The sequence below is a fragment of the Actinomyces timonensis DSM 23838 genome (assembly GCF_000295095.1).
Lineage (GTDB): Bacteria > Actinomycetota > Actinomycetes > Actinomycetales > Actinomycetaceae > Actinomyces > Actinomyces timonensis.
On the sequence record NZ_JH806632.1, the window covers coordinates 1,205,506 to 1,227,209 of the forward strand.

Sequence of the window (21,704 nt, forward strand, 5' to 3'; positions counted from 1 at the left end):
CATGGCTTCAACTATGTCGGCCGACATCGTCGGCGCAGCCGCTCGTCATGACCAGCAGTTCCAAATCCCCGACCTTCCCGTCATACGGCGAGGAGTGCGTGTGATCGACGACGACGGCGTCGCTGTCCTCTGCGGGGTGCCCAAGCCGCAGCGGCTCACCGGTGCCTTCGCCAGCAGCCATCTGCGGCCCCTGCTCGACCTGTGCGACGGGAGCCGGACGCATGGCGACATCGCGCATGAGCTCTCGCTCGACGAAAACGTGGTCTTCAAGGCCATTGCCTTCCTGTGGTCCTGTGGCGCCGTCGAGGATCAGGCAGCAGCACTCGATGAGTCGGATGTTCCCGACGGGCTCGCCACGCTCCTGTCCCGCCTGGGCGACTCCACAGGCGTGGCCAGGCACTGGACGGAGGGGGCGCAGCGGCTCCGCACGGCCCGTATTCACGTCGCTGGTGACGACGAGGCGGCGCTGATGCTGGCGCGCCTCCTGAGTGGTACCCCATGCGCACTGGTGGACGGTGTGGACGAGGCCAGCATCGTCGTCTTCATCGACACCCCGTCATCACATGCCGAGCTCGCAACGGTGGGGGCTGAGGCGTGGCGACGAGGAATCCCCCTCCTCCGGCTCGCCCTGCGCCAGGACCTCATCCACGTCGGCCCGTATGTCGACCCGGCCTTCACCCCCTGCCTGGAATGCAGCCTGGCCAGCCTCGTGGCCCCGGGCGATGAGGCCGCGGATCCCGCCTCCGCGCTCCTCGGCCTGGGAATGGCCTGCCGCGAGGTGATCGCCCTGCTCAGTCGGTGCATGGTCTCCGCACTGCCGGGAGACTCGATGGTCCTCAGTCCCAAGACCCTGAGGTCGATGCACGCCTGCGCCGCCACCCGTGCGGGGTGCCCGACCTGCGGGGAAGCGCGGGGCCCGATGTCCGGGGTACCCTCACTCGCGGCCCGCTACGAGCAGTCCGTGGCCATCCCGCCCCGTCAGTTCGTCGACATCAAGGGGCACCAGGCCCACTACAAGCCCTCCAACCTCAAACTCCAGTTCGAGTTCCGCACCTACGCGGGCACGGACACAGTCACCCTTCCCGAGCCCCGCCCCGAACTGCTCGACCACCCGGGAACGGGCCTCGACCTGGAGGGGCTCGGCCTGATCCTCAATTACGCCGCCGGCATACGCCCTCACTCCGAGCAAGGAGACAAGCTGCGCCGATGGACGGCAGCGGGCGGGAACATCGGCTCGGTCGGCGCGCGAGTGGTCATCAACGATCCGCGCATCCTGCCGACAGGCACATACGCCTACAACGAGTCCGAGCACACGCTCACCCGCCTGGGTGAGGCCGCCGCAGGCCTGGAGGCCCCGGTCACCCTCATCCTCACGGCCAATGTCGCCAAGGTCGCCCGGAAGTACGGGTCCTTCGCGCTGAGGGTCTCCATTCAGGACGGTGGATGCTCGACGGCCGCTGCGCGGCGGGCCTGCGCGGCCCTCGGTATCCCCTGGGATCCCGTCCCGCGCTGGGATGAGCAGGCACTGTGCGCCGCCTGCCACGCCGACCCCAACCACGAGCCCATCACCACCGTGACCTACCTGGGAGTGAACGATGCGCAGTGACTACTCGCTCATGAACAAGATGATCGCCGGATTCTCGGCACCCGGCCCTACGGCCGATGGGGCGAGCGCGGACCGCGTGCTCGAGCGCCTCGCTAGCGAGCGCCCAGTCGATCTCCCCGAGGCTCCGGCGCCGGGACTGAGCCTGCGAGAGACCTTCGACCGCCGCTCATCCTCACTCTCCTACGGGACTGATGGACTCTTCCTCACCGACCAGCTGACGGCGCTGCGCCAGGCGCTGCGCCAGGATCGGGACGACTGGGGAGAAGCGGCGGCGTCGGTGCCGCTGGAGGGCTTCGTCTTCGCATTGAGGAGCATCGACCTCGCGCCGGGAATCTACCGCGTCGACGCGGATGGAGCGGCCCGTGTCGGCGAGCTCCCCGCTCCCGAGCACTGGGATGAGCTGGGCGTTCAGAAGGAGTTCGCCGCGGCTGGCGCCATCGTGTCAGTGGCCGTCGACCTCGATCGAGCCGACTCATGGGCGGGAACGCACGGATACCGCGTGGCCATGGCCCGGGCGGCCGGAGCCATCTACGACCTCCACCTGTCCGGTGTGGCTCACGGGCTGGTGGGAACGGTGTTCGCGGGGTTCATTCCCGCGTCGGTCAGGCACGTCCTGCACTCCGATGGCGCCTCGAGGCATCAGATGTTCGCCATGACCGTCGCACCGCCGCCAGCGCGGGAAGCGAGCTGGGCGCAGCCCCCGCGGCCCGTTGCCAGCGCGCTCAAGGAACCGGTCGGGGCCGCACGGTCCTGATGAGCAGAGCATCCGGGAGAGAACAGCCATGAACCAGCCCGTTATCGACCTCCTCGCCGAGGACCTCGACCTTGAGTGCCTGTCCGAAGAGGACTCCCTATCCATCTGGGGAAGCGTGTCGTGTCTGAGCACGGCCTCATGCCCCTATTCCACCTATTCGAGCCTGTCCTCCCTGGGGGGCTGACATGCTCGCCGCATTCCTGCCGTTCTCCGCGGCGGCCGAGATTCTTGGAAGGAGGTGACGCCACATGATCAACGACAACGATGTCGACCTCAGCGCCGAGGATTGCGAGATCGAGGCTCTGGCCGACGGCAACGCCCTGGGATGCTTCGCCTGCGCCACAAGCGCGGGAAGCGCCTCGTGCCCCGCCTCATCCGCCTCAAGTTTCACAACGGCTTCCAGCTACTCCTGATCCGCCCACTCGTCACGCACGAAGAAAGGACAACCGTGAACAACGATATCGACCTTCTTGGTCAGGACATTGACGAGGACGTCGAGAACCTGCCGGACGGCAACGCGCTCGGCTCCTGGTCCTCGGCGGCCACTGCGGGAAGCGCCTCGTGCCCCGCCTCATCCGCCTCGACCTTCACCTCTGCCTCTAGCTACGGGTGATCCTCACCCTGAAGCATCGCTCCCACCACCATTCACAACACTCAAGAAAGCGAGAACACTTATGGACAACGACATTCAGCTGATGGCCGACGAACTCCTTGAAGATACCGAGGTCATGCCTGAGGGCAGTGCCCTTGGAAGCTTCTCCACGCAAGGCTGTGCGAGCACGGCCTCCTGCCCGGCATCAACGGCGGCATCTGCTTCCACCTATGCGAGCCTGGGCTGACAAAAGAACTGAGAGAAAGGAGAGAAACATGGATGACATCAACAACATCGACCTGGCGTCCGAGGATGTTGATCTCGAGACTCTGGCTGAGGGCAATGCGCTCGGCTGCACGTTCAGCGCCTCGAGTGCCTCGACCGCTTCCTGCCCCGGCAGCTCGGCAGCCTCGGTCTGCTCAGCCTCCACCATGGGCTGATACCAACTTCGTGCGGCGGGCGAGCGGTGCTCGCACTGCTCGCCCGCCGTCTCCTCCCCGCATGCGACATTGGAGTCCCACATGACCATCACCTCACCACCTGCCCCTCAACTCCGCGACGGTGTGGAGAAGATCGTGGGCATGGAGGGACTGCCCCTCCTCCACGACACCGTCAGCGGCACCTACCACCGTGTGGGTGACCTCGCCTCGTCGATCATCGACCTTTTCGACGGGAAGCGCTCATCCGCCGACATCGCCTCGGCCGTCAATGCCCGGGGGCTGTCGGCCACTCCCGTGCGATCCGCGCATGTGGAGGCTCTCGCTCGCGGTCTGGCCAAGCACCAGCTCATGGTGGGTGGGGTCCCGCAGAAGCGCCGACGCACCGGGATAGACCGGATGATGCCGCGTTTCATCATTTCCCGTGGCTTCGCGCGCGTGCTGGCCCCCGTGGTCGAACTCGTCCGTCCCCTGTACCGTCCAGTGCCGGTGGCGCTCGTGGTGATCGTCTCCCTTGCGGGCTATGCCGCAGGGCTGTGCACCATCGCCACGCACGGCCTGTCCCGAATGGCCGGGAACTCACCCGCGCAACTGGCCACTGTCGCCCTGCTGGCCCTGGTCATCCAACTCGTGGCGATCCTCTTCCACGAGTCCTGGCACGCCATTGTCTGCGGTCTGCATGGCCAGCCCGCCCGAGGACTAGGAGTCGCCCTGCTGTTCTGGGTCATGCCGGTGGCCTACGTGGACCGCACGGACGCCTACCGGTTGCGCCGACGCGCGCCGCGCGTCGCCATCGCCCTGGCCGGAATGGTCAATGACGGCTGGATCATGGGCGTGACCTCCATCGTCGCCGCGACCTCGGGCGGAACAACGCACCTCGTGGCCACCACGCTCCTGGGCTACCAGCTCATCCTCCTCATCGCCAACCTCAATCCGCTGGCGCCATCGGACACGGTCAGCGCCATCGAGGCCGCCACCGGCGAGATCGACCTGCGCGGACGCGCTCGGACCACCATCATCTCAGCCCTACGCGGCAGGCGCTTGCCCAGCTATCTCTCCTGCTGCTCCCGCAGACGGAGGACCGCCTACATGGTCTACGGGGCGCTGTCCTACGCCTTCGCCGCCTGGATCGTCCTGGCCGTCATCTGGAGCATCTACCACTCGACCGAAGTCATTGTCCAAGGAGTCCCGTCATGACCACCATGACCATTCCTGACGTCAGTATCAGCCCCACCATCCTCACCCGCATCGGCGGCCTGCCCGTCGACGCGGTGCCGGGGGCCTCCGCCGAGATCGGCGCCTGCCTGGAGCGCCTCGACCACATCGAGGAGACCCTGGATGAGCTCGCGCAGCCGCTGATCGATCGCATCTTCGACGTCGTCCCGACAATCGAGGACCCCAAGGCCCGCAGGCTTGTGCTCCAGGCCAAGCGGCAGGTCTTCGCCGGCAAGGCGGTCCAAGCCAGGGCGGCCGAGGCCCTGCGGGCCAACGCCCCCGCTGGCGTTGCCAGCGCCTTCGATGCCTGGGAGGCCGTTCGCGCCGAGCGCGAGGACCTGGAGTCCCGGCTGGAGGCCTTGCTGGGCGCCGACGACGACGCGATGCGCGACGCCCTCACGCGCACCGTCTCCGACACCGCCTACCTGTCAAGCCTGGCCCTTGCCACGCCGGAGCTCGTTGATCGTCTCATCCACCACAAGCCCGGGAGGAAGCCCTCCGAGCGGCTGGTGCGCAGCCTGTACAACTACGCCACTCGCACGGCCCTCAAGACCAGTCCGTTCTCGGGGCTGACCACTGTCAACGTGGCCGGAGCCGTCGGTCGTGGGCGCTCAACCCAGACGGTGGCCATGCACCTGGCCTCCGGGCTCCTCCACCAGGCCGCACGCGATGGCGAGGCGCATCCGGGGCTCGTCCTCACGCCCTCCCCCGTTGGAAAGGTACCAGCCGAGGAGCACGACGAGCTCGTCATGCTGGCCCAGCACGTGCACCACGACGGCGTCATTTTCCGAGAGGAGCTCGTCGCCGGGGCCGAGTGGGCGATAGGCGAGTACAGCGACTCCTTCACCCCGGAGGTCTCCAACGCGCGTATCCGCCGCCACCTGGAGGCGGGGCTCTTGCGCGAGCAAGTGCCGTGGAAGCGCGGTGAGGAGCCCCTCGGCGCGCTGAGCACGGTCTTCCCCGAGGGGATCGGCGGGGTCAGTGTCGAGGACATGCTGGGGGCGCGCTCGGTCGGCCAGGAGTGCTCCCGCTCCGACGCCACCGGCCGCACCGATGCCCTGCGCCGGCTCAAGGACTTCTCCTCCCAGGTCTTCGACCGCGGTGAACTGGGGAGTCGTCCCAGCGGCCTGCTGTACGAGGATCGTGAGGCGCCCTTCGTGGTCCCCGATGTCCTCACAACGCCGGGACTGCGCGAGGACCTGCACGACCTCGCCGAGATCACCTCGCCGTGGGTCTTCCGCTCCTTCGCCTACGATCTCATGGTTCGCCGCTTCGTCGAGCGCTACGGCGTGGGAGGACGCTGCGACTCGCCATTGTCGTTCTGCATGGCCCTGGCGGTCGACAACGACGGCGATCCCGAGCTCTCTGCGGCCTTCAAGCAGAACATGCGGGCCAGTGCTGACGAGGCGCAGCACCGCTCCCTCCTGCCCTGCGGAGGAACGGCCGCGCCGCGCCACATCGGGGTGATGCTCCAGCCGGTCGCCCCCACGTGGGAGGACCTCTCAGGCCCCAACCACCTCGTTGTCCTCAACAATTCGGGTAACGGCATCGGCGCCTACCAGGCCCGCTTCCACCGGCTCTTCGGCGAGCGCTTCCGGGCTGAGCTCGAGTCGGAGATCACCGGCCTGTGGCCGCGCGGACGAGTGCTCGAGCTGACCACCTGGGCCGAGTGCAATACCGGGCAGGCCGTCTGCTCCGGCGTCCTGCCCGAGCTCCAACTGCCCAGCGAGCCCACGTCACCGCGCGGTGTCGCCCTGGAGTCTCTCAGCCTGGTCCACGATCCGGCCACGGACTCCCTGGAGCTATGGGACGACGACGGACCGGTGGGACTCGCCTACCTGGGGCTGACCCCTCAGCACCTGCTCAACGGCTACCTCAGGTGGGTGGCGCTCCTGGCCGATCCGTGGGTCCGCTTCCCACCGATGACGGAGTCCTACAGGACACTCACCAGCGGGTACCAGCGGCTCGGGAACGGGGAGATCCGCCACGAACCGAGAGAGATCATGGGACGGCGCCTGGTCACCCAGCGCGAGTCCTGGCGCATGACCCCCGCGACCCTCCTCGATGACACGGTGGAGGGGGATACCCTGTCGATCCGCCGTGTCCACGAGTGGCGGCTCCGGCACGAGATCCCCGAGAAGGTCTTCATTCAGCAGCTCAACACAGGGGGAGGCACCACGAACGATCGGCGCAAGCCCCAGTACGTGGACTTCGCCTCCCGCACCTCCCTGGCCTCCCTGTGGCACTGGCTCGATAGGCGGACCCGGGGAATCCGGATCACCGAGGCGCTTCCCGCCGTCGGGGAGCACCCCTTCCACGATCCTGCAGGACTGCCCCGCGTGAGCGAACTCGCGGTGTCACTGCGCTGGCCCAGGCAGGAGGCATGGCGATGACCGCGCGCTTCGACTGGTTGTACCTCAAGGTCTACTCCGGCGACGGCGACGACGTCGGGGCCCTGCTGCCAGCCGTCCTCGAGTGGAAGGCATCCTTGCGCGGAGTCGACCGTTGGCACTTCCTGCGCTACATGGACACCGTCGGCCACCACCTCCGTGTGAGGCTGCGGGGCAGCATCGAGGATGTCGATATCTGGTATGACGGGCTGCCCAGGCTCGAGGAGCTCATCGGGCGACGTCAGTCGCGGGAGATGCACAGGATCATCCCCGACCCACTGGTCGCCTCAGCGGGGAAGGGGCGGGGCGTGACAGTCTCGCTCTACTCCCCGGAACGCGCCAAGTACGGGGGAGCCCGGGGCATCGAGGACACCGAGATCTACTTCGAGAAGAGCTCGCAGGCCTGTGTCGATAACGAGGTCTGGGACTGGTCGCCGCTGCAGCGCCTTGCCTCCGCCACCGATTTCATCGGAGCCGTTGAGCGCGAGAGCGGTGATGAGGAGGGAGTCTTGTCAGCCCGCATCGCCAACCGGTGGGCTGAGCGCCTCCGGTACGGCGGCCTCGAGCCGGACAAGATCCGGCGCGAGGCGGCGGCCCTCGATGAGCGTGTGAGAGCGCAGGCCGAACCGCCCACCGACTGGTCGGATCTCGCGCCGGTGGTCTCCAGGCTTGTGGCTGACCACGGGGATACCGCAGCGCCCCAGTTCCCTCTTGACCTCGTCCACATGCACATCAACCGAATCGGTCTCAACCCGCTTGAGGAGGCCCTCGCGGCGCATCTCAGCGGGGCCCGGAGCAATGATCACCTCTCATGGAAAGGTCTGTCATGAACACTGAGAACCTCGCACTCGAACTGCGAGACGTCCGCAAGCAGTACGACACCCCAGGAGGGCGGATCGACGCCCTGGCGGGGATGACGCTCAGCGCTGAGCAGCACAAGATCCACGCCTTCCTCGGTCCTAATGGCGCCGGGAAGACCACCTCCCTGGAGATGGCTGTGGGCCTGAGGGCCCCCAGCTCCGGGACTGTGCGCACCCTCGGCCTCGACCCGCTCACGGCTCACAAGGAGCTCAGCCAGCGAGTGTCGATCCAGCCGCAGGAGGCGAAGATCTTCGAGCACCTGCGGGTCCGCGAGCTGGTGGAGCTATGGGCGTCGTTCTACCCCCGCCCTTACCCGGCGGACGCCGTCCTGGAGTCGTTGGAACTCACCCATGTCCTCGACCGCCAGGTCACCAAGCTGTCCGGCGGCACCCTGCAGCGCCTCAACGTGGCGCTGGCCATGGTCTCGAACCCTCAGGTCCTCATCCTGGACGAGCCCTCAACCGGGCTCGATCCCCGGGCGAGGGAGCAGCTGTGGTCAGTCCTCGGCTCGTGGCGGGACCGGGGTACCACGATCATCCTGTCAACGCACTCGATGGAGGAGGCCACTGCCCTGGCCGACTCCGTGTTCATCGTGGACGCGGGCCGATGCGTCAATGCCGGTGATCCAGAGCATCTCATCTCCTCGCTCGCCGGAGGCCCGTCGGTGGTCTTCCAGGTTGCCGAGGCCCTCACCGAGGCCGAACGCACGCGGTTGCGGGCGCTTGGCGAGCTGAACATCAAGCCTGACCGGACAGCCACACTGAACACCCTGCGCACGGACGAGGCCCTGCAGGTGCTCTCCCGTATCGGTGGGTGCCACAGCCTCAGCATTCACCACCCCACCCTGGGCGATGCCTATCGCGCCGCCACCGGTAATGACCTTATCTCGACTAGCGACACGACAGGAGACTGACCATGAGCACCATTGCCGCCGCGACCCCGGGTCGACTGACCAGCCCGCTCCTCCTCACGCACTGGAGGGAGCTGTCCCGAAGCCGTGCGAACTTCTACTTCGTCCTGGCCTTCCCCTTCCTCATGTCGGGGATGTTCCTAGCGATGAACTCACTCCTCGCCTCCTCGATGAGCGGGACGGGCCCCGACTTCACCAGCCTGGTGGTTCCGCTCGCCCTCTGCCTGGCTCTGACAGGCACGTGCATGACCCTCACGTCCGGACCGATCGCCGAGTACCGGGACCAGGGAACCCTCCGAGTACTGGGCACCACCCCGGTCTCACGATCGCAGTTCATCATGACCCACCTGGCGATCCGGGTAGTCCTGGCGATCACCTTGGCCGCGCTCGTCATCCTGTTCGGCGCCGCCTTCGACGCTGTGAGCATCACGGCGGTGTGGAAGGCCGTCATCGTGGCAGTGCCCTCCTCGGTTCTCTTCCTCGGTCTGGGCTACATCATCGGCTCGTTGGTGGGTTCCGGGCAGGCCGCGACGAACATCGCGACCTTCGTCCAGCTCTTCACGATGTTCACCGGGGGAGTCGCCTTCCCGCAGAGCCTGCTGTCCGACTCGGTGCTGCGCATTCTCGATCTCCTTCCCACGACCTACTTCGGAGACCTGCTCTACTGGGTGGCGGGCAGCGACGTCCAGCGCCACAGCACCGTCATCGACTTCACGGTCGTAGCGATCGCCGCAGCCATCGTCGTGCCCCTGGCCGTGCGCTTCTTCCGCTGGGAAAGCACCAGGAACTGAGGGAGAGGGCGATGGACAAGGTGATAGCAACGTCGTGGACGACGGACTCGGAGGACGTGGATCTGGGCATGGAGGATCTGCTAGCCCGCGTGCGCTCCGTGCTTGACGGCGAGGACATGTGCGTCCTGGGCACGCTCGAGGGCTGCGGGTCCCGGCTCACGCCCTGCTTCTTCGGCGCCCTGCGGGACCTCGGTCTCGTCTTCGTCTCGTCAAGGGGCTCACGGCACGTGAGGAACATGGAGGCTGATCGCCGGTGCTCGGCGCTGGTCGTCATCCCCCCCGCGGGGGACGGGAGCCGTCTGGTCTCCCTCCAGGTCATCGGTAGAGTCTGCGAGCCCCGTGGGCGCAGGCGCCTGGCCGCCCTGCGCGCCTTCGCCGGGCGCGCGGCCAGTCACTTGCCAGCGGCCGCCAGCGGGATCTCCAAGCTCATGGACAAGCGGGTCTTCGTCCTGGAGCCCGATCGCATCGAGTTCCTCGACACGGGACTGAGCCGAGAGTCCATCGTGCTGCGCCGCGGCTGGCAGGACATGGAGCGCGACGCTGCCTGAGGACGGGATCGTCGACGCTCTACAGCTCCCCGAGCTTCTGGAGGCGCTGGAGGCTGAGCCAGCCAACGGGGATCGGGATCCAGAAGGTGACCAGGCGGTAGACGATCGCGGCCGACAGCGCGGTCCCGCTGGGGATCCCCGCTGTGATGAGGCCGGCGGTCAGCGCGAACTCCACCGGCCCGATCCCACCGGGGGAGGGGACCACGGAGCCGACTGTGTTCGAGGCGAAGTAGGTGATGGCCAGCACGGAGAAGGGGAGTGAGAGGCCGAAGGCCCACAGGCTCGCCCCGAAGGCCAGGATGTAGGACAGGCTCAGGAGCACCGAGCCGCCCACGCCGGCGAGCAGTCGGATGGGGTTGGACAGGACCCATACGAGCCGGGGCTGGACCTGCCGGTACGTGGGCTCGATCTTCTCCCAGATCCAGGCGCGCGCCTGCGGCACGGCCAGCACGATGGCGACGATCGCGGCGAGCAGCACGGCGCCCAGCAGCACCCAGCCCGAGGGCAGGGTCAGGCCGGTCGACTGCCCCGTCGTGGCGGCCAGGATGACGAGCAGGACCAGTGTGACGAGGAACTGCACGACCTGCACGAGCGCCACCGTCGCCACGCCGACCGCCGTCGGCACCCCCTTGCGGGTGAGGAAGCGCAGGTTGATCGCCGCGCCGCCCACGCCCGCGGGCGCCACGAGCGCCACCACGGAGGAGGCCAGGTGGACCTCGGTGGAGCGCCACAGGCTCAGTCGCTCCGGGGTGAAGGCCACCAGGATGATGCCGGCGCCCACATAGGTGGCCAGCGAGAAGATCAGCGCGCCGAGGATCCACCACGCATTGGCCTCCGCCACGGCGTCGGAGACCTCCTCGAAGTTCATCCGCGCCAGCAGCGTCCACACGGCCACGAGGAAGATGACTGCCATGACGACGGTGCGCGCCTGGAAGCGGTTGATCCGGGCCGGCTCGGCGTGGGCGGTGGGCGTGAGCGCGACGAGCGCGTCGCGCAGCTCCTGGAGGACCCGGCCACGGCGCCCCATCGCCCGGCGGGTGTCCGCGGGCAGCACGACGCGCTGGAGCATCGGCGCGATCGACGCCAGCTGGGCAGTGGTGAGGATCCGCGAGGCGGAGGCGATGGCGCGCTCCACGCCCACCGAGCCCGCCAGGAGCGCGAGCGCCTGGGCGAGGTCGACGCGCCGGGACAGCTCGGAGGAGATCGTCTCCCCTGAGTCCCAGTCGAGCAGCCACACGCGGCGCGCCTCGTCGACGACGACGCTGTCCCCGCTCAGGCTGCGGTGCGCCAGGCCGGCCGCGTGGGCGCGCCGGAGCTGGTCCCACAGGCCTGTGAGCACCGCGTCGGGGAGATCGGGGCCGAGCTCGGACAGCGCGCGCGAGCCCGCGATGTGGTCAGTCACGAGGAGCACGGACTCCGGGGTGTCCGCCATGCCGCGAAGGGTGGGCGTGCGCACCCCGGCGCGGCGGGCCTCCAGGGTCATGAGCGCGGCGTGCTCGGCCTCCGCGCGGATCGACATGCCCCTCTCGGGGGACAGCCCGCGAACCCGGATGCGGTCCCACAGCGTGGCCAGGTAGCCGGCGACCTGCCGGTCGGCGTCGATGATCGTCAGATCGTGACGCGCGCCCGTGCGGTCCCAGACCGCGTACACGCGGTGGGCGCTGGGCCGCTCCTGGGACAGCGAGCGGGCCTCGGCGATGAGCGCCAGGCAGTCGATCGCCGGCGCGGGGGCGATCGTCGACGACGGCGCGGCGGCGCGGCCCTCACGGGCCGGTGGGACGGCCGCCGTGTCCGGGTCGGGCCCCGTGGCAGGGACGTCCGCGGGCGATCCCGCTGGCTCGGCGGGCGTGGCCGCCGGCGCCGCCAGCGCCCGGGAGTCGGCGGCGCCGCCACTGGTGGCCGGCGCGGGGGAGGCGTTCGTTGGCGCCAGCGGGTTCTCCCGCACCTCCTCGGTGTAGCCCAGGGGGGCGTCGGTGGTCACCCACCACGCCGTCGCCCCGGGGGCGCTATCGACGCGGATCACCCGGACGGCGTCGACTCCCGCCCGCCGCAGCGCCCTGACGAGCGCGATGCCGTGGACGGAGCGGTCCTCCACCCCGAACAGGCAGCGCAGGGCCAGGCCCGCCAGGCGGCCCAGGAGCAGTGAGAGCACCGCACCGGGAAGGGTGATGGCCGAGCGAAGCACGGCGAGCCCCACGATCGTCCAGATCGCGACCCAGCCGTAGCGGACAGTTGCTGACGAGCGCCGCTCGCCCGCGGCCGTGAGCAGGCCCACCAGAGCTGCGAAGACAACCGAGACGCCCAGGCGGGGGAAGCCGGAGGCGCTGACGGTCAGACCGGCCAGGAGGGCGGGCGGCGCCCAGGCCTCCAGCGCCCACAGCGCCATGATGGTGAGGGTCCAGCCGGCGACGGCGCCAGCGGCGCTCTCCGCGGCCCCCCGCCAGCGGCCCCGCAGGAGCTGGTCGAGGAGGATGAGGACGGGGATGAGGAAGGTCGCGAGCCCCTCAAGGGTCTGCAGGGGAAGGATGAGCACCTGGCGCAGCACGGAGGACAGCACCACGCGGACATCCGCTGTCACGCCGGTGGTCGTCTCATGCGCGTAGGTGGCCAGGACGAGGACGGACAGGATGCCCGCGCTCACCAGGGCGAGGCTGAGCAGGTCCTCGGCGCGGCGACGACGGCGCGGGGACTCGTCGACGAGCAGCGTCGCCGAGCGGGGCCCGGGCTCCGGCTCCGGGGCAGGCTGCACCACCGGCGTGACGCCGATACGGGGGATCCCGACCGGGGAGGTCGCAGGCATCGGTGGCATCGGCGGGATGTCGGGCGCTGGCGGCGTCGCGGGCGCCGCGGAAGGGGCTGGCGCGGCGTCGGCGGGCGCGCTCCCCGAGGTCGGGGGCTCGGCGGCGGCATCGGTCATGCGGGGATTCTACGGGGAGCAGCGCATCTGCCCGGTGCGTCCAGCGTCTCAGCCGGCTCTGCGCAGCCGCAGCGAGTTGGCGACGACGATGACGCTGGAGCATGCCATCGCCCCGCCAGCGATCATCGGGTTGAGCATCCCCGCCATGGCCAGCGGAATCGCCGCCACGTTGTAGGCGAAGGCCCAGAACAGGTTCTGCTTGATGATCCGCAGAGTGGCCCGGCTCACTCGCACGGCGGCGACGACCGCGTCGAGGTCGGCCCGCACAAGAGTGATGTCCGCGGCCTCGATGGCCACATCCGTCCCCGAGCCCATGGCCAGGCCGAGCCCCTGGGTGCCCGCCTGGGCGAGGGCGGCGGCGTCGTTCACCCCGTCGCCCACCATGCCGACGACGGCGCCCAAGGCCTGAAGGTCGGCGACGACGTCGCGCTTGTCCGCGGGGAGCACCTCGGCGCGCACGTCGGCCGGGTCGATCCCGACCTCGCTGGCCACATGCGCGGCTGCCCGGGCATTGTCCCCGGTCAGCAGGATCGGGCGGATCCCCAGGGCGCGCAGCTCGGCGATGGCCCCGGCAGAGGAGGGACGGACGGTGTCGCGCACCGCCAGCACGGCGGCAGCCTGGCCGTCGACGGCGACGACGACCGCGGTGGCCCCCGTCGACTCGGCGGCCTGAAGGGCGTCGGCCAGGTGGCCGGGGAGGGCGACGCCGCGCTCGGCGATCCACGCGGCCCGGCCGACGGCGACCTGGGAGGTGCCGCCAGTCCCGGCGGCGCTGCTCGCCACCCGTCCCGTGACGCCCCTGCCCTCGTGGTTGACGAAGCCCTCGACCCCCGGGAGCTGGGCGCCGGCGGCCTGGACGCGCTCGCGGGCCGCTGCTGTGATGGCCGCCGCCACCGGGTGCTCGCTGGAGGCCTCGAGCGCCCCCGCCAGCACGAGGGGGTCGAGTGCGGGGAGGGAGGGGTGGTGGGGTCGATCCGCGGGGCTGGCATCGGGTCTATTCGGGGCTTCGCCCCTCTTACGCGCTGCCATCGGCTCGGACACTCGAGCAAGCTCGGCGCCGCTCGCCTCAGTTGCGCGTGGCAGGGGAGCGCCTGAGGGCGCCCCAGCGCCCGATGGCGCGGGGGACTGGCCCGCGGATCGACCCCACTGCCCCGACTCAGCCCCATCGGTGCCGATCCCGGCGCTGGCGGCGGCGTCGAGGCTCATGCGCGCCGCCGTCACGGTGCCGGTCTTGTCCAGGACGATCGTGTCGAGCGAGCGCGTGGACTCCAGGACCTCCGGGCCCCGGATGACCACGCCGAGCTGGGCGGCGCGGCCCGAGCCCACGAGGATCGCGGTCGGCGTGGCCAGGCCCAGGGCGCAGGGGCAGGCGATGACGAGCACCGCGACCGATGCTGTCAGCGCGTTCTGGACCGAGGCGCCGGCGACGAGCCAGCCGACGAGCGTGAGGGCGGCGATCCCGAGGACGGCGGGCACGAACACCCCGGAGATGCGGTCGGCGAGGCGCTGCACGGGGGCCTTGCCCGCCTGCGCTGCCGTGACCATCGCGCCGATCCGCGCGAGCGTCGTGCCCTCGCCCACGCGCGTGGCGCGCACGAGCAGGGCCCCGGAGGTGTTGATCGTCCCGCCGGTGACCTCGTCGCCGACGCCGACCTCCACCGGCACGGATTCCCCGGTGAGCAGGGCCTCGTCCACGGCGCTGGCGCCCTCGACGACGACGCCGTCGACGGCGATCTTCTCCCCGGGGCGCACGGCGATGAGGTCGCCCGCGGCGAGGTCGTCGACGGCGACCCGCTCCTCGCGGCGCTGAGCCTCGGGGCGGGGGGCGCCGTCGTCGTCGAGGACGTCGATGGCGGCGGTGGAGCCGTCCGGCGCGGCCAGGCGGACGCGGCTGGCCTCCTTGGCGCCTAGCTCGAGGAGGGCGCGCAGGGCGTCCCCGGAGCGGTACTTGGCGCGGGCCTCCGCGTAGCGCCCGGCCAGGAGGAAGGTGGTCACCCAAGCGGCTGACTCGAAGTACATATGGGCGTGGTGCTCGCCCGCGCCGGAACTGCCAGTGAGCATGCCCGCGAGGTCCATGGGCATTGTCATGCCGATCTCGCCCGCGCCGCCCCAGATGAGCGCCCATAGGCTCCACAGCGTGGAGGCGGCCACGCCGAGCGAGACGAGCGTGTCCATCGTGAAGGCCCCATGCCGCAGCCCGGCCAGCGCCGTGCGGTGGAAGGGCCAGGCGCCCCAGGTGACCACCGGCAGCGTGAGCGCGGCGAGAACCCACTGCCAGCCGGTGAACTGGAGGGCCGAGCTCATCGAGATCGCCATGACAGGGACCGAGAGCACCAGGCTGAGGATCAAGCGGCGCCTCAGATCCTCTGCGCGCGCGAGATGCGAGGCTCCCAGCGAGCCGCGGGTGCTCCCCACCGCGGCTGGCGCGGCTGGCTCGGCTGATCCAGTGGCCACGGGCGCCTCGCCCGCGGCGGGGGGAGCGCCCGCGGGCTTGGCCGACGGCGCCTCCTGGCCCGTCTGGGCATCGGGGGCCGCCCGCCCTGGGGCAGCCTCAGGGGCGCCCGCGGCGGCGGGGGAGGCGAGGGTCGCCGAATACCCGGCCCGGGTGACGGTGGCGATGAGCTCGTCATCCGTCACGGACTCGGGGACAGTGAGGTGTGCGGACTCGGTGGCCAGGTTGACGCTGGCCTCGACGCCGTCGATCTTGCGCAGCTTCTTCTCCACGCGCGCCACGCAGGACGCGCAGGTCATGCCGCCGACGACGAGGTCGACCGTCCGGGTGGTCAAGAGATGCGGACGTCGCGCTCGGCGGCGTCGAGTGTGTAGTCACCGGCCTCGTCGATCGCCTCGGCCAGGGCGGCGTCGTCGAGCACGACGTCGGAGACGACCGTGACGACGGACTGCCCGCCCTTGTTGAGGACGACGGAGACGTCCTTGACGCCCGAGAGCGCCTCGAGCTCCTCGGTGACGTGGGCGACGCAGTGCCCGCACGTCAGGCCGGACACCTTGAGGGTGGTGGTGCGGTCGATGCCGTCGTCGGTGAAGTCGGCCATGGGAATGCTCCTCGCTGCGGTGCTGCTGCGCGTACGTGCATGGGTTGAGTTGCTGCGAATCTACTCCCGACGGCGACGGCGCACCAAGCCCCTTGCCTCCCGGCGAAACCGGGACTGTGCGGGTGGGGGTGGTGGAGCCGGTCCGCAGGGCTGGCATCGGGTCTGGCGGGAGCGCCGTCGCGAGCTTGCGAGAGACGGCGCGGGGGACTGGCCTGCGGACCGGCTCCACCACCCCCACCCTGAGGAGGGAATTCGCGCTTATGTGGCCTACTCTGTGCGATGTGCCTGGAGCTATTCACATGACCTATCCGGTCGCGACGGGGCTCATCCCCGACGGCGTCACCGACGTTCTCGCCGCCACCCCCCTGCTCACGGTCTTCCTCGTCATCGGGCTCGGGACCGCCGTCGGGCAGATCCCCTTCGGGCCGATCCGCTTCGGCGCGGCCGGGGCGCTGTTCGTGGGGCTCGCCGTCGGCGCGCTGGACCCCCGGCTCGGCGCTGACCTGACAACGCTGCGAGCCCTCGGGCTCGGCCTGTTCTGCTACACGGTGGGGCTCGGCGCGGGCAACACCTTCTTCCGCAACCTTGGGCGGCAGATGCCCATCATGGCGCTGTGCGTCGTCGCGCTCGTCGCCGCTGGAGCGGTTGGGGCGGGCTTCTCGCACCTGGCCGGGGTGACGCCCGCGATGGACGCAGGCGCTTACGCGGGCGCCCTGACCTCCCCGGTCCTCGACGCCGCGATCGAGGCCGCCGGGAACCAGGAGCCGTCCATCGGCTACGCCATCGCCTACCCGGTGGGTGTGGCCGTGGCGATCGTCGTCGTCGCCATCGTCATCGGCCAGCGCTGGCCCGGCTCCAAGGACCCGCGCCCCGCCAGTGCCGACGGCATCACCGCCACCAGCGTCTACGTGCTCACCCGTGTGCGCCTGGACCAGATGGAGGCCTTCACCCGCGCCCATATCCGCATCTCCTACCTGGAGCGCGACGGCGTCACGCGCGTCGTCTCCCCCGGTGAGGAGCTGGCGCCGGGGGACAAGGTCGTCGTCGTCGGGGCGCCCGCCGCCGTCGAGGAGGCCATGCACGAGCTGGGCACGGGACTGCGCTCCTGCCTGGCCAAGGATCGCCGGGCTGTGGACCACCGCCGCCTCACCGTCTCCTCCACACGCGTGGCCGGGCGCACGATCGCCGAGCTGGATATGCCCGGGCGCTTCGCCGGCGTCATCACCCGCGTGCGGCGCGGCGACCTCGACCTGCTCGCCCGCGACGACCTCGTCCTCGAGCTCGGGGACAGGGTGCTGGCCGTCGTGCCCAGCGAGAAGCTGGAGGAGGCCGCCGACTGGTTCGGCGACTCCGAGCTGGGGATCTCCCAGATCGACGCCTTCAGCGTCGGCATCGGCATGGCCCTGGGGGTCCTGCTCGGGCTCGTCGCCATCCCGCTGCCCGGCGGCATCACCCTCAAGCTCGGGGTCGCCGCGGGGCCGCTCGTGGCCGGGATGATCCTCGGGCGCCTCGGGCGCACTGGCCCGTTCCTGTGGGGCCTGCCCCACGCCGCGAACGCCACGATCCGCCAGCTCGGGCTCCTCTTCTTCCTGGCCGCGATCGGCCTCGCCTCCGGCCCGCAGTTCGCTGCCGCCGCCTTCTCCACCACGGGCCTGGCGGTCGGCGGGCTCGCGGCGATCATCGTCGTCGTCAACGCCGTGGTGCTTCTCACGGGCGCGAGATTCGTTGGGCTATCCGCGGCTCGGGCGGCGGGCGGCCTGGCGGGCCTCGTGGGGCAGCCGGCGATCCTCTCCTATGCCTTGTCCCGCAGCGACGACGAGCGCATCGAGGCCGGGTACGCGACCCTCTTCGCGCTCGCGATCGTCGTCAAGATCGTGATGGTTCAGATACTCGTGGCCCTGTGAGTCACCTCCCAAACCCACGGCGACGGGCCAGTCCTGAGGAAGGTCCTGAGCTCGCAAGGTAACGCTCAGATCACGAAGTGGGTATCATGAGGGCGCGGACCCCATCCGTCCCTGATGCTCCCGAGCCCCTAGCGCGTCGGTGAGTCATCGACAGAACTGACTACCCATGGAGATATCAGCCCTGTGAAGATCGCCCGCCTCTTCGCCGCCGCCGCCGTTTCCGCGTCGCTTGTGGGGGTCGCCCCCCAGGCCATCGCGGCGCAGGCGCCTGCGTCGCCGGTCAGCCCCGCAGTCTCCGGGGCCGTCCTGCCGGCCGCGACCTCTGCGGACAGCGCCGCCGCGCAGCAGATCCTTACCCGCGTCAACGAGCTGCGCCAGAGCAGTGGCCTCCAGCCGCTGACCCGGCTCGTCGTGCTCGACGACGTCGCCCAGGACTGGTCCGGCCAGATGGCTGGCGAGAACAACATGTACCACCGGCCCAACCTGCGCGCCGCCTTCCCCTCGGGCTGGACGTGGGTGGCCGAGAACGTCGCGATGAACGGCAACGGCCTGTCCGGCACGGACCTCGGCAACGCCCTGTTCGAGCAGTGGGTGAACTCGCCGGGCCACTACCAGAACATGGTGGACCGCAACGCCACGGCCATCGGCATCGGCATCGCCCGCTCCTCCAACGGCTCCATCTACGCCACCCAGAACTTCACGGCCTACCCCGGCGACGTCCAGGCGGGCTTCGAGGTCTCCGGTGGGGACTCGTCCTCCTCGCCGTCGACGACGCCGAGCAACTCGGGCGCTCCGAGCGGCGGCACCTCGACCGAGGCCGCCCAGCCCGCGCCTGAGGTGAGCCCGACGCCGGACGCCACCGCCTCCGCCACCCCGGACGCCACGGCGACCGCGACCGCCACTGCGACGCCGAGCGCTTCCGCGAGCGCGACGGCCTCCGCCACCCCGGTGCCCGCCCCGACGGGTGGTAGCACTGACTCGGTCGGTGCCCCGAGCACGGGCTCGGAGGTCGTGGCCGCGCCGGAGCCCGCGAGCACGCCCCGCTCCGCGCAGGAGAAGCTGCTGGGCATGCTCGGCATGACGGGCGCCAACGCGACTCTCGTGCTCTTCGCGATCATCACGCTGGGTGTGGGCGGAGTCGTCCTCATCCTGCGTCGAGGCCTGCGCGACTGACGGCCTCAGCGGCGGCGCGCCCAGCGGCGCGCGACCCACGCTCCCGGGCGGGGCAGGCCTCGAGCAGAGCGCCTGCCCCGCCCGATCTTTGTGTGATTATCGGAGAGAAGATGCCTATTCAACGCCAGATGGCGCAGATGGCGCGGCTGGCGCCCGGAATCGTGCTTGCTGCGGTCGTGGCCGCCATCGCGACCCTGGTCAACAACCGGGTGCCGCTCCTGTCCGCGATGCTCGTGGCGATCCTCGTGGGGCTCGTGGCCCGCAACATGGGGCTTGTGCCATCCGTTGCCGACCCCGGCCTGAAAGTGGTGGGCCGCACCGTGCTGCGCGCGGGCGTGGTGCTCCTGGGCCTGCGCCTGTCCATCCCGGCCGTCATGGCGCTGGGATGGGGCGCCGTCGCCGTCATCGCCGCGACTGTCACCTGTGTCTACCTGGCAACGCTCGCCCTCGGGCGGATGCTGCGCGTCCCGCACGCCACCGTGGTGCTCACCGCCACGGGCACCGCTATCTGCGGCGCCGCGGCCGTGGCCGGGATGAGCGCGGTGGTCCGCTCCGATGGGGAGGACGACGACGTCGAGGACGCCGCGGCCACGGCGATCGCCTCGGTCACCCTCTTCGGCACGCTCATGATCGTCGCCCTGCCGCTCCTGGTGGAGGCGCTGGGCCTGGCGGAGCGCGGCGCCGGGGTCTGGGTGGGCGCCTCCGTCCACGAGGTCGGCCAGGTGGTGGCCGCCGGTGGGCTCATCAGCGCGGGCGTGCTCGATGCGGCGGTGCTGGCCAAGCTCGGGCGCGTCGTGCTGCTGGCGCCGCTCGTGGCGATCGTGGGAGTGGTGGAGGCCCGGCGCGCGGAGCGCCGGGCGCGGCTCGCGGCGGAGCGCTCGGAGGTCGGCGATGTCCTGGCGGGCGCTCCCGTGGAGCACAGCGTCGCTGATGGGCCGGGTGGCCCGGCGCGCGAGGGCGCTGGGGCCAGAGCGGGGAGTGCGGGGAATCCGGGGAGCGCGCCGATCGTGCCGCTGTTCGTCATCGGGTTCCTCCTCGCGGTGCTGCTGAGGTCCTTCCTCGACGGCGTCCTGCCCGCCTCGGTCTTCTCCTGGGGGACCCAGGTGGCGGGCTTCCTGCTGACGATGGCGATGTGCGCGATGGGCGCGGGCGTCAACCTGCGGCGCCTGGCGGCGACGGGCCTGCGCTCGCTCGCGCTTGGCGCTGGGGCTGGCGTGGTGAGCGCAGCGGTGTCACTGCTCGGCGTCCTCGCCCTCGTGGGGTGAGCGGAGTCCGGGCCACGATAGGTTCGGAAACATTCCTTGCCATTATGTGCCTAGATGGGAATAATTCTTCCCATCTTGTGTCTGCGAGGAGGAGCTGTGGCCGCGAGCTTCCATCCGCGCATGCGGCGGCTGCTGGACCGCGTGGGCCCGTCGATCCGCCTGTGGCGGCGCGCGCAGGGGCTCACAGCTGAGCAGGTGGCGGACCGCGCCGGCATCTCCCGCCCAACGCTGCGGATGATTGAGACGCATCCCGAGCGCGTCACCTTCGGCAACGTCCTGGCAGTGCTCGCGGTGCTGGGAGTGGACGACGCCGTCGTCGCCGCCATCGACCCCATGGAGTCCGACCGCGGCCGCACCATCGTCGTCGACCGGTTGGAACGGAAGGAAAGGCGCAGGGCGCCAAGGAAGTAGTCACTCAGGGCTCGGCGGGGCCGGCGGCGAGCCGGGTGAGGGTGGAGCGGATCTGGGCGACGGCGTCGGCGGCATCGGTGTGCTCCCAGATGCGCAGGACGGTCCAGCCCTCGGCTTGGAGCATGGCGGTGGTCTCGCGGTCGCGCTCGGCATTGCGGCGGAGCTTGGGCTGCCAGTAGTCGGCGTGGGTGGCGGGCGGGCGCGAGTGCTCGGGGCACGAGTGCCAGAAGCAGCCGTCGATGAACACAGCGAGGCGCTTGCGCGTGAAGACGATGTCAGCGCGGCGCCGCTTGTTGGCCCCCGGCGCGAAGTCGACCCGGTAGCGGTACCCGAGCGCGTGGAGCCGGCGCCGGATCTCGAGCTCGGGCCGCGTGTCCCGCCGCCGATTGCCGCGCATCGTGCGGGCGACGGCAGGCGAGGAGGCGCAGGACTCAGCCGCGCGGTCGGAATCCTGAGAAGACATCGTCAGTCCACATCGACGATCGGCTATGCGGGATCGTGTGGAAGTGACCAGGTTCCATTCCTGGCATTATTGACTGGGGCGAGTTCTCCGGCGTTTCGAAGCCTTTGCGCGGCCCATCTCATGCCGTACTGCCAGGTGTAGAAGAGATCGCCTCGCTCCCGGGGGTCTGCCTCGTGGTGGCCCCAGATGTCTTTCGCGACGTCAAGCAGTTGAGCTGTGCCACCGTTGCGCTGCGGTGCCTCGATGATCCACGTCTGAAGATCCGTCTTGTTGCTCATGACGCTAGCTTCGCACCGCGAGGCCGGTGGAGGTGGCCAGGTTTGAGGATTCCTTTTTCTGACGCGATGTTAGATCGTTCGTCATCCCAGGTCAGAGGGCTGTGCTTGAGCCTTGAGCCTCCCTGAAGGACCCTCA

General features: G+C 70.2%; 22 protein-coding genes. 17 read left to right on the forward strand and 5 right to left on the reverse strand.

Features of this window, described 5'->3' with window-relative positions:
- The first annotated feature begins 100 nt into the window (after positions 1-100).
- From A1QA_RS13625 to A1QA_RS0105440, 13 genes are all read left to right on the forward strand, one after another.
- Positions 101-1,606 (forward strand): nitroreductase family protein, encoded by a 1,506-nt coding sequence (locus A1QA_RS13625; protein ID WP_017177899.1) that lies wholly within the window; start codon positions 101-103, stop codon positions 1,604-1,606.
- On the forward strand, positions 1,596-2,360 hold the full coding sequence (locus tag A1QA_RS13630) for a hypothetical protein (protein ID WP_017177900.1): 765 nt from the start codon (positions 1,596-1,598) through the stop codon (positions 2,358-2,360). Before A1QA_RS13625 ends, A1QA_RS13630 begins: the two co-directional genes overlap by 11 nt.
- 28 nt (positions 2,361-2,388) lie before the next feature.
- Complete coding sequence (locus tag A1QA_RS15760) at positions 2,389-2,544, forward strand: thiocillin family RiPP (RefSeq protein WP_017177901.1); 156 nt, start codon at positions 2,389-2,391, stop codon at positions 2,542-2,544.
- Positions 2,545-2,608: 64 nt separating this feature from the next.
- Positions 2,609-2,773 (forward strand): thiocillin family RiPP, encoded by a 165-nt coding sequence (locus tag A1QA_RS15765; RefSeq protein WP_017177902.1) that lies wholly within the window; start codon positions 2,609-2,611, stop codon positions 2,771-2,773.
- Positions 2,774-2,808: 35 nt separating this feature from the next.
- A complete protein-coding gene (locus A1QA_RS16160; protein WP_017177903.1) occupies positions 2,809-2,973 on the forward strand; it encodes a thiocillin family RiPP in 165 nt (54 codons plus the stop codon).
- A 61-nt stretch (positions 2,974-3,034) separates the two neighbouring features.
- Positions 3,035-3,199, forward strand: coding sequence for a thiocillin family RiPP (locus tag A1QA_RS15775; protein WP_154652240.1), 165 nt, complete (start codon positions 3,035-3,037; stop codon positions 3,197-3,199).
- Positions 3,200-3,227: 28 nt separating this feature from the next.
- Positions 3,228-3,392, forward strand: coding sequence for a thiocillin family RiPP (locus A1QA_RS15780; protein WP_017177904.1), 165 nt, complete (start codon positions 3,228-3,230; stop codon positions 3,390-3,392).
- An 81-nt stretch (positions 3,393-3,473) separates the two neighbouring features.
- Positions 3,474-4,586, forward strand: coding sequence for a hypothetical protein (locus A1QA_RS13635; protein WP_017177905.1), 1,113 nt, complete (start codon positions 3,474-3,476; stop codon positions 4,584-4,586).
- On the forward strand, positions 4,583-6,997 hold the full coding sequence (locus A1QA_RS13640; RefSeq protein WP_017177906.1) for a hypothetical protein: 2,415 nt from the start codon (positions 4,583-4,585) through the stop codon (positions 6,995-6,997). The genes A1QA_RS13635 and A1QA_RS13640 overlap by 4 nt, the downstream gene beginning before the upstream one ends.
- Positions 6,994-7,824 (forward strand): thiopeptide-type bacteriocin biosynthesis protein, encoded by an 831-nt coding sequence (locus A1QA_RS0105425; protein ID WP_017177907.1) that lies wholly within the window; start codon positions 6,994-6,996, stop codon positions 7,822-7,824. The genes A1QA_RS13640 and A1QA_RS0105425 overlap by 4 nt, the downstream gene beginning before the upstream one ends.
- The gene (locus A1QA_RS13645) at positions 7,821-8,768 is read left to right on the forward strand and encodes an ABC transporter ATP-binding protein (protein ID WP_017177908.1); all 948 of its coding nucleotides are present in this window, start codon (positions 7,821-7,823) and stop codon (positions 8,766-8,768) included. The genes A1QA_RS0105425 and A1QA_RS13645 overlap by 4 nt, the downstream gene beginning before the upstream one ends.
- 2 nt (positions 8,769-8,770) lie before the next feature.
- Positions 8,771-9,556, forward strand: a complete 786-nt coding sequence (locus tag A1QA_RS0105435; protein WP_017177909.1) for an ABC transporter permease — start codon at positions 8,771-8,773, stop codon at positions 9,554-9,556.
- A gap of 11 nt (positions 9,557-9,567) precedes the next feature.
- Complete coding sequence (locus tag A1QA_RS0105440; protein ID WP_017177910.1) at positions 9,568-10,104, forward strand: pyridoxamine 5'-phosphate oxidase family protein; 537 nt, start codon at positions 9,568-9,570, stop codon at positions 10,102-10,104.
- Positions 10,105-10,123: 19 nt separating this feature from the next.
- Here the strand turns inward: A1QA_RS0105440 and A1QA_RS0105445 are convergent, their stop codons facing one another.
- From A1QA_RS0105445 to A1QA_RS0105455, 3 genes are read right to left on the reverse strand one after another with little or no spacing between them, the layout of a single operon-like run.
- Complete coding sequence (locus tag A1QA_RS0105445; protein WP_017177911.1) at positions 10,124-13,021, reverse strand: lysylphosphatidylglycerol synthase domain-containing protein; 2,898 nt, start codon at positions 13,019-13,021, stop codon at positions 10,124-10,126.
- Between the two features lie 48 nt (positions 13,022-13,069).
- Positions 13,070-15,772, reverse strand: coding sequence for a heavy metal translocating P-type ATPase (locus tag A1QA_RS0105450; protein WP_082181161.1), 2,703 nt, complete (start codon positions 15,770-15,772; stop codon positions 13,070-13,072).
- A 32-nt stretch (positions 15,773-15,804) separates the two neighbouring features.
- Positions 15,805-16,074: a heavy-metal-associated domain-containing protein gene (locus A1QA_RS0105455; RefSeq protein WP_017177913.1), complete on the reverse strand. Its 270-nt coding sequence runs from the start codon at positions 16,072-16,074 to the stop codon at positions 15,805-15,807.
- 299 nt (positions 16,075-16,373) lie between these two features.
- On the opposite strand from A1QA_RS0105455, the gene A1QA_RS0105460 reads away from it, so the two are divergent.
- The 4 genes from A1QA_RS0105460 to A1QA_RS0105475 all read left to right on the forward strand — a co-directional run bounded on the left by A1QA_RS0105460 (position 16,374) and on the right by A1QA_RS0105475 (position 20,827).
- Positions 16,374-17,978 carry an aspartate-alanine antiporter-like transporter gene (locus tag A1QA_RS0105460; protein ID WP_017177914.1) on the forward strand — a complete coding sequence of 535 codons (1,605 nt, stop codon included), beginning with the start codon at positions 16,374-16,376 and terminating at the stop codon, positions 17,976-17,978.
- Positions 17,979-18,161: 183 nt separating this feature from the next.
- Positions 18,162-19,151 (forward strand): CAP domain-containing protein, encoded by a 990-nt coding sequence (locus A1QA_RS13650; protein WP_017177915.1) that lies wholly within the window; start codon positions 18,162-18,164, stop codon positions 19,149-19,151.
- 110 nt (positions 19,152-19,261) lie between these two features.
- Positions 19,262-20,416 (forward strand): YeiH family protein, encoded by a 1,155-nt coding sequence (locus tag A1QA_RS0105470; RefSeq protein ID WP_026048717.1) that lies wholly within the window; start codon positions 19,262-19,264, stop codon positions 20,414-20,416.
- A gap of 96 nt (positions 20,417-20,512) precedes the next feature.
- The gene (locus A1QA_RS0105475; RefSeq protein ID WP_017177917.1) at positions 20,513-20,827 is read left to right on the forward strand and encodes a helix-turn-helix domain-containing protein; all 315 of its coding nucleotides are present in this window, start codon (positions 20,513-20,515) and stop codon (positions 20,825-20,827) included.
- A 4-nt stretch (positions 20,828-20,831) separates the two neighbouring features.
- On the opposite strand, the gene A1QA_RS0105480 is transcribed toward A1QA_RS0105475, so the two are convergent.
- Both A1QA_RS0105480 and A1QA_RS15310 read right to left on the reverse strand, forming a co-directional pair.
- Positions 20,832-21,290: a very short patch repair endonuclease gene (locus A1QA_RS0105480; RefSeq protein ID WP_017177918.1), complete on the reverse strand. Its 459-nt coding sequence runs from the start codon at positions 21,288-21,290 to the stop codon at positions 20,832-20,834.
- A 23-nt stretch (positions 21,291-21,313) separates the two neighbouring features.
- Positions 21,314-21,568, reverse strand: a complete 255-nt coding sequence (locus A1QA_RS15310) for a hypothetical protein (RefSeq protein ID WP_082181127.1) — start codon at positions 21,566-21,568, stop codon at positions 21,314-21,316.
- Positions 21,569-21,704: the final 136 nt, after the last annotated feature.